Origin of the sequence: Sphingobacterium alimentarium, from assembly GCF_004342685.1 — a bacterium.
Lineage (GTDB): Bacteria > Bacteroidota > Bacteroidia > Sphingobacteriales > Sphingobacteriaceae > Sphingobacterium > Sphingobacterium alimentarium.
In genome coordinates, this window is sequence record NZ_SMBZ01000029.1 from 17396 (window position 1) to 30961 (window position 13566).

Below are 13566 nucleotides of genomic sequence, written 5' to 3' on the forward strand. Positions count from 1 at the left end.
GGGTTTCAGTCGGCTTTGTTTATTTTTGAACTATGAATCAATCCACATACTTAGTCCTCACATTCCTATTTGCTATTCTATCAATGGGTGCTCATGGGCAGACCTTGCTTAAAGAATCAAAAAATGAAAACCTAAAAATCCTGTTGATATCGGATTTGAATGATAGTTATGGTTCGGTTTCTTACAGTAAGGATGTGCATGAGGTTGTGAAGCGCGCCAAAGAAATTAACCCCGACCTGATCCTGTGCGGTGGTGATATGGTAGCGGGGCAAAAAGCTTCTTTGACGGCCTCACGTTTGGATTCGATGTGGATGGCTTTTGATCGGGATGTGCTGGATCCTATTCACCAGTTGGGTATTCCATTTGGTTTTACGATGGGAAATCATGATGCCTCTCCAAGCTATCAGTTGGATAGAGCGGCTTCATATAAGTTCTGGTCCGCCAATAAGTACAAAGCAAATTTGACTTATGTGGATGATACGCACTTTCCTTATTACTTCTCTTATATTAAGAATAATGTATTTTTCATCAGCTGGGATGCGTCATCGGCTGAAATTCCTGCCGCAGTAAAAGTATGGATGGAAAAACAATTGGCGTTACCAATAGCCTCGAAAGCCCGCGCGCGCATCGTGCTTGGGCATTTGCCGCTGTATGCTATAGTGGCGGCAAAAAATAAAAAGGGCGAGGTGTTGAGCGAAGCGGATGAAACATTCGAATTCTTGAAAAGAAATAACGTGGATATGTATATTTCGGGTCATCAGCATGCTTATTATCCGGCGACGAAGGAAAAGTTGACCTTATTGCATGCAGGATGTCTAGGCGGAGGGCCTCGGCCGATTTTAGGTCATTCAGCTGCTGCAAAAAAGGCGTACGCGATTGTGGAAATCCCAAAACGTAAAGGCATCAAAAAAATTAAAATTACCGGTTTTGAACCGGCGAATCATCGGCATATACTTTTAGAATCTTTGCCCTACTCCGTCAATGGATTTAATGGCAGTGTCTATAAATGGTCTTCAAAGTAAGCTAGTCGTACACATGTGCTTTAATATTTTAGGATTTTTTATCCTACACCTGACATGCCAGAGCTTCATGCTTCGGTATGAAGTTTTTAATCGTCATTTTAACAAAATTTTTGAACTAAGGGTTTCAGATTGCTTTTTAGTCTAGTTGCTGTTTTTTTCTCTTTGCCAGCTTGGGCTCAATTAAATACAGGTCCCTATGTGTTATACCATGGCGATAGCGTCTCGGTTGTTTCCATCAATGATTAGGAAGTGCACAAGCGCGTTTTGCACCATAAAGCACTTGAAAATGTCGAAGTCAAATTTGATGATCATCCAGACTGGAATTTTTCAGTTCCCTTAATGCAGTCAATAACTATCCTACCATCCGTTTCCAAACGTGCTGATAAGATGCTTTTTGTATCCGATATCGAAGGCGAATTTGAGGCCTTAAGAAGTTTGTTGATTGCTGCTGAAGTCATAGACAAACAGTACAATTGGATTTTTGGGGATGGAAAGTTGATTTATTGTGGTGATCTATTTGATAGAGGAAAGAAAGTTCCAGAGCTTTTATGGCTCTTGTATTTATTAGAACAGAAAGCCGTGGACAAGGGAGGGAAGGTGCATATTGTCTTGGGTAATCATGATATTATGAATCTCAGTGGAAATTTCAAATATGTAAATAGCAGCTTTCATATTGCTGCGGAGGCAATGGGATATGCGTATGAAGACTTATTCAGCAAGAGTACAGAGTTGGGTAGATGGCTAAGAAGTAAAAATCTGGTCGAAAAGTTGGATGATTTGTTGATTGTGCATGCGAGTATTTCTCCTCAAGTTAATGCATTAAAGTTGTCTGTGCAGGATATAAATGAGTTAAGTAGAGGGTATTACGACCGATCGCAAGAGACGAAAGGTCTTCAGGATACTTTGGAGGTGTTGTTTAATAGCAAAACTTCTCCTTTTTGGTATAGAGGCTATTTCAAGGAACCTTTTGTTAGTGAGGAAGAATTAAATCAAACCTTGCAATTTTACGGGGTCAACAGCATCGTAGTAGGACATACTATTATGCCAGAAAATATAAGTTTTCGATTGGGTAATAGGGTATTGGGTGTACATGTCAATCATCATAAAGGACAGCATGAAGCTGCCTTGTATGAGCATGGTAAATGGTATAAGATTAATGATAAAAAGATAAAAAATTTGTTGTGTGAATAAAGCAATACATCATCCTGGTCGTACCTAGTAAAAACATAAATCCCGAATTGAACCTTCGGGATTTTTTGTTTATGATATTAAGGTGAAATCGATTCGTCTTTTTTCCAGATCTACTTTCTTTACTTTGATTTGGACTTCGTCGCCCAGTTGGTAAACTTTTTTTTCGAATTCAAATTATAGCACAGTCTTTCGCTTGCAAATCAAAATAATGGGAATTTTCTGGTTTAACCTAGTATGACTTTGGATATTTTTTCTTTTTTAACTAAGGTTGTGTAGTTTGAATCGTATATATTTGAGATATAGCAAACATTGAAAACCAAATAGATCTTGTATATGGAAACTGTTTTTTTACTTATAGTATAAATTAAAATTTAATTTTTCAAATAAAGAAAATGCTGATATATTCCTAAAATTTATTTATGAAAAGATTAATATTAACCCTATTTATGATAGGGACCTTTATTTCTACATTCGCTCAAAAAGACATAAAGGGTGAAAAAAAAGCACCTGTTTCAGAAGGAGTAACCCTAGTGCAGCGGTTGAATAAAACCTCACCATTCGATTTAGATGAAGAAAGATTGTCGCTTTTAAAAAGTATTGAAACGTACTCTGATCCTTATTCAGATCAAGCTTTCAAAGATTATATGAGTAAAAGTGGGGAGGAAGCAGAGGAGCTAGAGCGCACAGTTCCGATTTATTATGCTTTCCGTGCCGCCTTTGATAAAGTACTTCATGAAGTGAAAACTACCAAAGTCAAAAAAGGAACTGTCGCGGTATGGATGCTTTATAATATGGGGTTTGTGGTAAAAACTTCTTCGGGCTGTTTTGGTATAGATGTACATCATCGCTTAGCAGAAGATTTGGAGCCCTATCTTGATTTTCTCTGTATAACACATAATCACGGTGATCATGCCAATAAAAAGTTAATCCAAGCGATGCAACGCAAAGGAAAACCAGTGGTATCTAATTTCAATCAAGAAAGTCCGTTGTATATGTCGAAGACTGCAACTTCTTATACAATTGGAAATTTTACGATTCGTACTGATATTTCTGACCATCTTCTTGATCCTGCCTTGCCAGATTTCGTTATGCTCTTACGTATTGAATGTGGAAAAGATGCGGGGAATTTTTCGTTGTTGCATTGTGGGGATTCAGGATTTAACCCAGCGCATTTCAAAAATGTGCAAGGGCCGGTGAATATGGTAGTCTTACGTTGGGGTGCAGCAAGAGAAAATAATATTCTCGGAAATGGTGAAGGACAAGTGCAGACAAAATATGCTATTTTATCTCATTTATTAGAGTTGGCGCATAAACCTTATCCAAAAGGGCAGGCCTCCATTACTCAAACTTTAAAACACCTGCCTCATGTCAAATGCGAAAATACCATTATCCCTTTTTGGGGAGAGAAGCTCTTATGGAAAAATGGAAAATTGCAGTAGAATAGCTTTATGCTTCCATATATACATAAAGAGCGCTTAAAAGCGCTCTTTTATGTATTATGATATTAATGTAAAATCGATTTGTCTTTTTTCCAGATCTACTTTCTTCACTTTGATTTGAACTTCGTCGCCTAGTTGGTAAACTTTCTTTTTGCGCTGCCCGATGATGGCGTAATTCTTTTCGTCCAAGGTATAGAAGTCATCCGTGATATCACGTAAACGTACCATACCTTCGCACTTATTCTCTTGTATTTCTACATACATTCCCCATTCCGTCACGCCAGATACGATTCCTGTATATTCTACGCCTACTTGATCCTGTAAGAATTCAGCTTGCTTGTATTTGATAGAAGCACGTTCAGCTTCTGCAGCTTTTTTCTCCATTTGTGAGGAATGCTCTGCCAGTTTTTCATAATGTTCAGTATTCACTTTTGTGCCTCCGTCCAAATAATGTTGCAGCAATCGGTGTACCATAACATCCGGATAGCGTCGGATAGGGGAGGTGAAGTGCGTGTAGTAGTCAAATGCCAATCCATAATGCGATGTGCCTTTGGTGGTGTATATGGCCTTCGCCATCGAGCGAATTGCTAATGATGTCAACAAATTCTGCTCTCTGCTACCTTCAATCTTTGTCATCAAGGTGTTTAAAGATTTTGCAGCTTCTTTGTCTGTGCGGGTATTTAGCTTATGGCCAAAACGTGCCGCGAAATTCGAGAAAGTATTTAATGTGTCTATATTGGGCACATCGTGAAAACGGTATATAAATCCAAGCTTGTTCTTTCCTTTGCCTTGTTTGCCGATGTATTCAGCTACTTTACGGTTCGCTAATAGCATAAAGTCTTCGATAAGCTTGTGCGCATCTTTACGTACTTTGGTATATACCCCGAGTGGTTTACCATTTTCGTCGAGATGGAATTTCACCTCTTCACTTTCAAAACTTATCGCGCCATTTTTAAATTTTCGCTCGCGGAGGATGTAAGCCAGTTCATTGAGTTTTAAAATCTCTTCCGCGTGATCGCCAGATTTGTTCTCAATGATTTCTTGGGCCTCTTCATAACTAAAGCGGCGATCCGAGTGAATAACCGTACGACCAAACCATTCGGTGATTACATTGGCTTTATCGTCCATTTCGAATACAGCTGAAAAAGTGAGCTTATCTTCATTTGGTCTCAACGAGCACAAATTATTGGAAAGTCTCTCAGGTAGCATAGGAATTACGCGATCTACCAGATATACGGAAGTACCACGTTGAAATGCTTCCTTATCCAATGTAGATTCTGGAGTCACATAGTGTGATACATCCGCAATGTGAACACCTATTTCATAATTACCATTTTCCAGTGTTTGAAATGATATGGCATCATCAAAATCTTTCGCGTCAAAGGGGTCAATCGTAAATGTCAGAATATTTCTGAAATCTCGACGTTTGGCAATTTCCTCTGGCGTAATTTCCTCGGATATTTCTTCGGCAGCTTTTTCTACAGCTTTTGGGAATTCCAGCGGAAATCCAAAGTCCGCAAGAATTGCATTCATCTCGGTGTTATTTTCTCCTTTTTTACCAAGAACAGTTTTAACTTTTCCGATTGGATTCTTCGCATTCTTCGGCCATTCGATGATGGAGACAACGACCTTCTCACCGTTCTTTGCTCCATTTAGATTGTCGAGCGGAATGAAAATATCGTTGAGCATTTTTCTGTCATCCGCTAAGAAGAAAGCATAGCTCTGGGAGACGTCAATGGTACCTGTAAAATCTGTCTTCGCACGTTGTAAAATCTCGATGATTTCACCTTCTCTCTTTTTGCCTTTTTTACGTTCGTACACGTGCACTTTTACCGTGTCGCCATGGAGTGCTTGGCGGAGTTTTCGAGGTGCGACAAACACGTCGTTCTCTAGCTCATCTTCCGGCACAATATAGGCTGATCCGTCGGCTGTCATATCGACAGTTCCGGTGACGTAGACTTTCAGTTGGCGCAGTTTGAATTTTCCTATTTCGGGTTGTTGGAAGTGACCTTGTTTCGAGGAGTCACTTAATATATCAGCGATAGTAGCTTTAGAATCTGAATCAGTAATGTTGAGTTTGGCTGCTACTTGTTTGTAGTTCATTAATTGATTGTCGTTCTTTTCAAACACATCAACTATCAGTTGGGTCAATACATCTTTATACGGATTCTCTTTTTTGCTCTTCATATGGAGTCGTCTTTTATTTATTATTTGAAGTTGTAACGAAGGTAGGGTAGAAGCATAAACTCATCTATTATCATCCTTCATAAACCACACACTAATATACAACAATGCTGCCAGACTTCGTGTGTTTTTGTGGCTTAATCCGCTAATGAAAGGGAGTAAAATATTTTTGTGTATTAAAATTTTATTTTAGCATAATTAACTATCTCAATATTAATATATTATTTACTATAAATGCTAAACATATAGTCTGTTTATAGCGTATTGAGGCAGCTTTTTGTTTAATGTGGTTTGGGTAGGTAAAAACATGATGATTTTTATATAAATTAAGTAATTGTTTTAGCTTATGTATAATTCTGTGAAATAGAATGTTATAATATTTTTTTGCTAAAATACAACGATGTATTTTTTAATAAAATGAGTCTGAAAATCGAGCAAAAAGAAAGGATAGTCCAACGAAAATGATTTCAATGGAGCATGTAGAAATGATGGGATGAAATGTACTTAAATTGCTATTTCAGCATTACAAGAGTCGCAGATACCTACTGCATTGATGGCAATGGAATGTAAAGAGAAATTGTTGGGAAGATTGAATTTGGGGATTGCAACTTCATCCAGACAAAATACACTATTGCATACCGAACAGATGAAGTGTACATGCTGATCATGGTGGTGGTCCGCCGAGCATTTGGTCGAACAGATGGCGTAAGTAGCTGTGCCGTGCAAGTCGAGCACCTTATGCAAAATTCCTTTCTCCTCAAACGAAGCAAGTATCCTGTATAAGGTCACACGGTCTATTTCTGATCCGAAAACTTTCTCCAATTCGGGTTGATTGATTGCTGTCTTTTTGTCAGCTATCACCTGAAGAACACGTAGACGAGGTTTAGTTACCTTGAGCCCATTAGCCTTTAGTAGCTGATTGAAATCTGTGGTATGTGTATGCTGATGATCCTCGTGTTGCGGTGTTTTCATAACTGTAAATTTACGAATTATTGCTGGTAAAATAAAGCCTCTCCAGCAGGTGCGGGAGAGGCTCTCAAGCAGCGTATGCTGTGTTAGATTATTTACCAGAAGCTTTGGCGTGATCTGCTAAAAATTGAGCCAATCCGCTATCAGTTAATGGGTGTTTTAATAATGCTGTAATTACGGATAAAGGTCCTGTCATCACATCAGCACCAATCTTAGCACATCCCAATAAGTGTGCACTGTGACGTACAGATGCTGCTAGAATTTCTGTTTTGAAACCGTAGTTGTCATAGATCAAACGAATCTCTTCGATCAGACCAAGACCATCCACAGATATATCATCCAAGCGACCTACAAAAGGTGATACATAAGTAGCGCCCGCTTTTGCAGCCAATAAAGCTTGACCAGCAGAGAATACTAATGTACAGTTCGTTTTGATACCTTTTTGGCTAAAATATTTGATCGCTTTCACACCGTCTTTGATCATAGGGATTTTAACTACGATTTTTGAATCCAAAGCTGCTAATGCTTCACCTTCTTTGATCATGTTTTCGTAGTCAGTAGCAATTACTTCAGCACTAACGTCACCATCCACGATATCACAAATAGCTTTGTAGTGGTTGATAACGTTCTCTTCACCAGAGATACCTTCTTTGGCCATTAAGCTCGGATTTGTAGTGACACCGTCTAATACACCTAAGTCTTGTGCTTCTTTAATTTGAGCCAAATTGGCTGTGTCTATAAAAAACTTCATGTTTAGTTTGTTGATTATTATTAAAATAAAACTATCTATTATATTAGCTGTTACAAAGGTAGTTATTTATTCATATTAAAAGTTATATTGTCTGCATGGAAATTTTACGGTCCTTGCGCTATCGGAACTTTAGATTGCATACCATAGGACAGTCTTTATCCTTACTAGGGACTTGGATGCAGCGTATAGCTATTAGTTGGCTCGTGTATGAGCTCACCAACTCCGTTTTTTGGTTAGGTTTTGTATCCTTTGTGTCCTTGGTGCCTTCGTTGGTGTTGTCTCCTTTCATTGGATCTTTTGTAGACAAGCGGTCGCGCTATAAGCTGGTCGTGTGGACACAAATTTTGCTGATGATTCAGGCAGGCGCGCTGGCTTTGCTGGTCTATTTGGGTTGGGAATCTGTGGTTTGGCTCTGTTTATTGGGATTTGTGCAAGGCGTCATCAATGCTTTTGATGTATTGGGCAGGCAGGCCTTATTGTCTTCGTTGATCGATAATCGCAAAGATTTGCCCAATGCGATAGCCTTAAATTCATCTGTATTTAATGCTGCTCGGATGGTAGGACCAGCTATAGGAGGCCTTCTGTTGAGTACATATGGAGAATTTGTTTGTTTTTTGATGAATTTTTTGAGTTTTATCCCAGTGCTGACTACGTTGTCGTTGATGAAAGTGGTGGAGAGGCCAATTGCTACGCTAAATGCACGTTCCACGTGGCAAGGGCTCAAAGATGGCTTTGATTATCTAAAACGTTCGCCGCATATCGCTTCCTTAATCATCATCATGGCTTTCTCCAGTTTATTTGTGATTCCGTATACGTCCCTGCTACCTGCAGTAGCACGAGATCTGTTCAATGGTGACGAAAGAACTTTTTCGTGGTTTGAATCTGCAGCAGGATTAGGTGCCATGATTGGTGCTATTCGAATGGCAAGCCTTAAATCCGGCGAAAATCTGCGCTATCGGGTGATGTTTTCTGCTTTGATGATGGGGATTTCCTTGTTGCTATTGGCATATGCGCATTATCTACCTTCTGCCATATTCTTTACAGTAGCTGTATCCTTTGGCATGATGATGCAAAATTCCAGCATCAACACATATATTCAGACGCACTCCATGTCCGCTTATAGGGCGCGTATAATGTCTTATTACGTCATGGCATTCCAAGGTATATTTCCTATTGGCTCACTACTGACGGGTGCGATAGCCGAAGCCGTAGGGCTTAAAAATGCATTATACATCATGGGTGGTGTAGCTGTCATCATATCGATATCTTTTTATATCTACCTGCGACTGCATTTGCAACGTAAGCTATTCAAAATTGATTATTCCCGCTGGAAAAGGTAGCAGGATAATAGAAACTGTCTAAAAAGGTATATTAAAACTAGTAGCATCATTTCGACCAACGGGAGAAATCTAACAAGATGAATCTTAAACGTTATAAATCATAAAGTTTGCTTATTTATGCTTTTAGATTTCTCCTTGTTCCTCGTAGAAGACAGATCAGTTTACTTTTTAGACAGCTTTTCGAGATGTTTACAACATATTCTGAAACTTTAACACCAAGAGTTCTCCGGGGATTTCGCCAGGCTTGAATCCAGATAAATCCACTTCACAATTGTTGCCTACGTTTGTAGCTTTTAATATTTTGGAAGATCCTAAGACAGACACGCGCGTATTCGCTTTCACCTTATAATCTTTTAAAATCACTTTCTGCTGAAACTTTGGTAAGAAGCAATAAAGGTCCTTTTCTTTTTTGGTAAAGAATAATTCAACATGTGCAAAATCTTGCTTCGGCTCAATCAGCGTTGCGGCACTATAACCCGCCATATAGCTTTTGTCATTTTTCTGCGGAATATTCGAAGAACTCCATTGGTAAGGTTGTGCTAAGGCTTGGGTTCCGTAGATGGCTTCTCCATTTATATGGAGCCATTCGCCCATTTCTAGGAGACGTTCTTGCATAATAACTGGAATTCGACCATCACCCGTTGGGCCGATATCCAACAATAAATTACCACCACGCGCTACAATATCAATGAGTAAGAGTAGCAATTCGCGTGAAGATTTGTAGTTGTCAATACGTTCATTTCGGTTGTAGCCATAGGAATGCCCGATACCCTGGCTTTCTTCCCAGACGATGTCTGCACTCTTGCCGCTGCCATATTCGGAGGTCGTATATGTGGCACCATGGTTTCTTTCGCGGGTATTTTTACCCCAACGGTCGTTGACGACCACGTCTTTTGCTACAGGTGATTCATTAAAAAGCCAAGCCAGAAATTCTGTACTGCGCCAAGTGGTGTCGGACAAGTCCCACTCTCCATCCGAAAATATAATAGAAGGCTTGTATTTATTCACCAAATCTTTCAATTGCGGCAGCATGTGGTCATTGATATATTTTTGTTTGTCTGTCTTCCAAAGCGGATTATACCATTCGTATAAGGAATAGTAATATCCCATTTTGAGATCAGCATCGCGAACAGCGGTCGTTAAATCACCCAACAAATCGCGCTGCGGCGTGCCGGTCACTGCATTCCAGGGTTTTCCCCAGGTGCGGTCCGCTTCGGAGCTGTTCCATAAAGCATAGCCTTCATGGTGTTTGGACGTGAGTACGACATATTTAGCACCCGATTTTTTAAAAATATCCGCCCAATGCTGAGGATCGTACAACTCTGCTTTAAATTGAGACTCAAATTGCTCGTAGGTAAAGTTTTCACCATAATTCTTTACATGAAAATCCCAGAATTCCTTTTGTTTACTCACAATCCTTGTCCAATACCATTCCGAATAGCTTAAACCATTATTAGGAATAATCGGTGCATAGGCGGGTACAGCATAGACTCCCCAATGAATAAAGATTCCAAATTTATCTTGATTGAACCATGCAGGTATGCCGCGCTGGTTTAAAGATTCCCAGTTGGCCTCGAATTTTTGGGCATGGGCTACAGCAAATGACAGAAATACTGCCAGTACGATTAGTTTTCTCATGAAGTTTATTTTGGTTGAAGTAACCTAAAGATAATAAAAAATAACAAAGCCTTTAGCTTGTCGCTAAAGGCTTTGCACTCTTATAAGTATATCTTTTTAATTTTCGTCTACCCAAAGACCGTCTGACTTAATGATTCCAATCAGTTCGTCCAAAGCATTTGCGGAGGATACATTGCGTTTTACCACCTCTTGACCACGGTAGAGAGTGATTTTATCAGGACCAGCGCCCACATAGCCATAGTCTGCATCCGCCATTTCGCCGGGACCATTGACAATACATCCCATAATACCGATTTTAAGACCTTTGAGGTGATTGGTACGTGCGCGAATCATTTGTGTAGTCTCTTGTAGGTCAAACAAGGTACGGCCGCAGCTCGGGCAGGAAATATATTCGGTTTTTGAAATACGAGAGCGTGTAGCTTGCAATATGCCAAAAGAAATAGAAGCTAGTTTGTCGGTAGGAGTAGCTGGAGAGTCAATCCAGATCCCTGAGCCCAATCCGTCTATTAACAAAGCCCCCAAATCGGTAGCAGCATATAATTGAATTTTGGAAATTGGCTCTTCGGGATTCATAAAATCACCTACAGGTCCCGAAAAATCTTCTACCCTATAACTGCGGCGAATGATTACTGGGTTATCTATTCCAATAGCTTGTAAATTGACGAAAAATTGACGTTGATCGGCCATTCCGTGCGTATGTGTTGTTTCCAGTAAGAAAACTACAGTAGAATCAAGTTGCAAATTGGTGAATGCTACGCTATTCAGATCATCATTCGAGATTCGTACAATATTTAACGCCATATCTTTTACCTTCGCCGTGTTGAAATCTGCTAAGGAATATAGGGGATGTATATTCGATTTGTTCTCGATTTGTAACCAAGTCGTATAATTATAGAGTTGTTTCAAATTGCCCGGCATCGTAAATGAAGGCAGTTGATCTGCTAAATACACGAAATCTACCGATTGGTCACCCATATGATACTTGTCGTTGATCGCATCATATTTGTAACCTACTTCGGATAATATAAAAGGGTCTCTTAGATTTTTGGATGAAATATCAATGATTACACGTGGAACAAGTGATCCGCCGACAAAGGTATTGACTTCTCGGGAGGCATAAGCTGTAGTCCGAGTGTCTTCTGTTAATGTGATTATCTCCTTTTGTGGACTAGATTCCAAAGCAGCTTTGCGTTTGCTATAGCGATTGACTAAGGCGATAGCTACCGGAGCTTCCTTTTCGGGTTCTTCTGTCAGCGAAACGCGTACAGTATCACCCAATCCATCTTCCAATAGGGTGCCAATACCTACAGCGGATTTGATACGCCCATCTTCGCCATCCCCAGCTTCCGTCACACCCAGATGCAAAGGATAATTCATGTTTTCGGCGATCATGCGTTCTACCAATAGACGATATGCTTGTACCATGACCATGGGATTGGATGATTTCATGGATACACAAAGGTTGTAGAAGCGTAGGTCTTCACAGATACGGATAAATTCCATTGCTGACTCCACCATACCTTCTGGCGTGTCACCATACCGGCTCATGATGCGGTCGGAAAGTGAACCATGATTGGTTCCTATGCGTAATGCTGTGCCATGCTCTTTACAAATATGTACGAGCGGTGCGAATTTCTTATAGATACGATCCAACTCGGCTTGATACGCTGAATCTGTATAATCAATCTGATCAAATTTCTTTTTGTCGGCATAATTTCCAGGATTCACTCGTACTTTTTCGACAATGCGTGCGGCTACTTCAGCAGCATTCGGTGTGAAATGGATGTCGGCAACCAAAGGCACTTCATAGCCTCGAGCACGAAGTTCTTTTTTGATATGAGCAAGGTTCTCAGCTTCTTTGATGCTTGGAGCGGTAATGCGTACATACTCACAGCCTGCGTCTACCATCCGAATGGTCTGTTCGACTGAGCCCAATGTATCCATCGTATCGACTGTAGTCATACTTTGAATACGGATGGGATTTTGTCCACCCATCGGTATATGACCAATTTTGACTTCTCTCGTTTTGAATCGGGAATATGTTAATTTGGAGTTGCAATAACTGCCTGGCAATATTAAACTATGTTGTGCTTCCATTTCAATTACAAATGTAGCTATTTTATAGGTTTAATATCTATCTATCTTTAGAGAATTCGCAGCACCATTGACCTCAATCAGATATTTCTTTGTTGCTGTTTCGTAATTGTTTGTCGCCCAAACCCCGTTCTTTTTGCTAAAACCTGGTAGCTTATTGTTGGATAGGATAGTGGTTACTTCGATAGCACAAGCAGCATCTTTTGGTATGGATATCTTACAATTGGAAGCAGCTGTATTAATTTCTAATTTCACTTCTTCTAAGGTAGGCTGCCCCAAGGTGACATGTACATTCGCTGCGCCGGAATTCATTTCCATGCGCGAAACTTTATGGTTTCTAAGATCAGCTTCGAACTTTGCAGCACCCACATTGAAGGTCAGGTCCCATAGGGGTTGAGTGTTTAATGCAATGTGCACAGAGTTATCTTTTGCTTTTTTATTACCAATGATGGCATTTAGCTCAATATCATTTTTACTTGTTTGGACATTGAAATTCAGGTTTTTACTGCCCGATTTGGCTTCAAGAATATGGGAAGTAGCGCTATCTACCTTTACAGCAGCGGCCCCGACGTTGAATACAAACTCAGGTTGGTCAAAATCTTCGGAATAAGGAACGTGTATTGAACTTGCTGCATTTGATGTATCTATATTCACATTTTGACTGGATGATTTGCTGACCCAGTTGAAATTATCTTTAGAAGTATAGCCTACCACAGCCAATACTATACAGATCGCTAGATTGACAAATACGATGACGGCTGTGCCATAGTTCTTATGCTGAAAGATTAGACTGATGCCCACCGATACGATCATCAGCGGCCAATATTTCATTATTGCGTAGAAATTGAAATCTATAATATTGAAGTTATCTAGTAAGACTATACTTCCAAAAAATATAAACCATATGCCTGTTGAGATTTTATTCTTCATATTACTGT

10 protein-coding genes and 1 pseudogene are annotated in these 13566 nt (G+C 39.8%); 4 read left to right on the forward strand and 7 right to left on the reverse strand.

The window, feature by feature from the left end; all coding sequences use genetic code 11:
* The first annotated feature begins 32 nt into the window (after positions 1-32).
* Both EDC17_RS10980 and EDC17_RS10985 read left to right on the forward strand, forming a co-directional pair.
* Positions 33-1022: a metallophosphoesterase family protein gene (locus EDC17_RS10980; RefSeq protein WP_132778118.1), complete on the forward strand. Its 990-nt coding sequence runs from the start codon at positions 33-35 to the stop codon at positions 1020-1022.
* Between the two features lie 339 nt (positions 1023-1361).
* Positions 1362-2213, forward strand: coding sequence for a metallophosphoesterase (locus EDC17_RS10985; protein WP_132778119.1), 852 nt, complete (start codon positions 1362-1364; stop codon positions 2211-2213).
* A 69-nt stretch (positions 2214-2282) separates the two neighbouring features.
* On the opposite strand, the pseudogene EDC17_RS17625 reads toward EDC17_RS10985, so the two are convergent.
* Positions 2283-2378, reverse strand: a pseudogene (locus tag EDC17_RS17625) (S1 RNA-binding domain-containing protein); the annotation flags it as partial.
* A 254-nt stretch (positions 2379-2632) separates the two neighbouring features.
* Here EDC17_RS17625 and EDC17_RS10995 point away from each other — a divergent pair.
* Positions 2633-3652 carry an MBL fold metallo-hydrolase gene (locus tag EDC17_RS10995; protein WP_132778120.1) on the forward strand — a complete coding sequence of 340 codons (1020 nt, stop codon included), beginning with the start codon at positions 2633-2635 and terminating at the stop codon, positions 3650-3652.
* Between the two features lie 57 nt (positions 3653-3709).
* Here EDC17_RS10995 and rnr read toward each other — a convergent pair whose 3' ends face one another.
* The 3 genes from rnr to fsa all read right to left on the reverse strand — a co-directional run bounded on the left by rnr (position 3710) and on the right by fsa (position 7556).
* Positions 3710-5839, reverse strand: coding sequence for a ribonuclease R (gene rnr / locus EDC17_RS11000; RefSeq protein ID WP_132778121.1), 2130 nt, complete (start codon positions 5837-5839; stop codon positions 3710-3712).
* 501 nt (positions 5840-6340) lie between these two features.
* A complete protein-coding gene (locus tag EDC17_RS11005) occupies positions 6341-6808 on the reverse strand; it encodes a Fur family transcriptional regulator (protein ID WP_132778122.1) in 468 nt (155 codons plus the stop codon).
* 88 nt (positions 6809-6896) lie between these two features.
* Positions 6897-7556: a fructose-6-phosphate aldolase gene (gene fsa, locus EDC17_RS11010; protein WP_132778123.1), complete on the reverse strand. Its 660-nt coding sequence runs from the start codon at positions 7554-7556 to the stop codon at positions 6897-6899.
* 95 nt (positions 7557-7651) lie between these two features.
* On the opposite strand from fsa, the gene EDC17_RS11015 reads away from it, so the two are divergent.
* Entirely contained in the window at positions 7652-8896 is a 1245-nt protein-coding gene (locus EDC17_RS11015) for an MFS transporter (RefSeq protein ID WP_132778124.1), read from the forward strand.
* Between the two features lie 189 nt (positions 8897-9085).
* Here EDC17_RS11015 and EDC17_RS11020 read toward each other — a convergent pair whose 3' ends face one another.
* The 3 genes from EDC17_RS11020 to EDC17_RS11030 all read right to left on the reverse strand — a co-directional run bounded on the left by EDC17_RS11020 (position 9086) and on the right by EDC17_RS11030 (position 13558).
* Complete coding sequence (locus tag EDC17_RS11020) at positions 9086-10534, reverse strand: alpha-L-fucosidase (RefSeq protein WP_132778125.1); 1449 nt, start codon at positions 10532-10534, stop codon at positions 9086-9088.
* 96 nt (positions 10535-10630) lie between these two features.
* On the reverse strand, positions 10631-12631 hold the full coding sequence (ispG, locus tag EDC17_RS11025; protein ID WP_132778126.1) for a (E)-4-hydroxy-3-methylbut-2-enyl-diphosphate synthase: 2001 nt from the start codon (positions 12629-12631) through the stop codon (positions 10631-10633).
* A gap of 30 nt (positions 12632-12661) precedes the next feature.
* A complete protein-coding gene (locus EDC17_RS11030; protein ID WP_132778127.1) occupies positions 12662-13558 on the reverse strand; it encodes a LiaI-LiaF-like domain-containing protein in 897 nt (298 codons plus the stop codon).
* Positions 13559-13566 lie beyond the last annotated feature (8 nt).

Excerpts from the sequence above, each read along its gene's own strand:
- EDC17_RS10985 (WP_132778119.1), top strand. The coding sequence starts at position 1,362 with ATGCAGTCAATAACTATCCTACCATCCGTTTCCAAACGTGCTGATAAG.
- ispG (WP_132778126.1), bottom strand. The coding sequence starts at position 12,631 with ATGGAAGCACAACATAGTTTAATATTGCCAGGCAGTTATTGCAACTCC.
- EDC17_RS11030 (WP_132778127.1), bottom strand. The coding sequence starts at position 13,558 with ATGAAGAATAAAATCTCAACAGGCATATGGTTTATATTTTTTGGAAGT.
- EDC17_RS11015 (WP_132778124.1), top strand. The coding sequence starts at position 7,652 with ATGGAAATTTTACGGTCCTTGCGCTATCGGAACTTTAGATTGCATACC.
- fsa (WP_132778123.1), bottom strand. The coding sequence starts at position 7,556 with ATGAAGTTTTTTATAGACACAGCCAATTTGGCTCAAATTAAAGAAGCA.
- EDC17_RS10995 (WP_132778120.1), top strand. The coding sequence starts at position 2,633 with ATGAAAAGATTAATATTAACCCTATTTATGATAGGGACCTTTATTTCT.
- EDC17_RS11005 (WP_132778122.1), bottom strand. The coding sequence starts at position 6,808 with ATGAAAACACCGCAACACGAGGATCATCAGCATACACATACCACAGAT.
- EDC17_RS11020 (WP_132778125.1), bottom strand. The coding sequence starts at position 10,534 with ATGAGAAAACTAATCGTACTGGCAGTATTTCTGTCATTTGCTGTAGCC.
- EDC17_RS10980 (WP_132778118.1), top strand. The coding sequence starts at position 33 with ATGAATCAATCCACATACTTAGTCCTCACATTCCTATTTGCTATTCTA.
- rnr (WP_132778121.1), bottom strand. The coding sequence starts at position 5,839 with ATGAAGAGCAAAAAAGAGAATCCGTATAAAGATGTATTGACCCAACTG.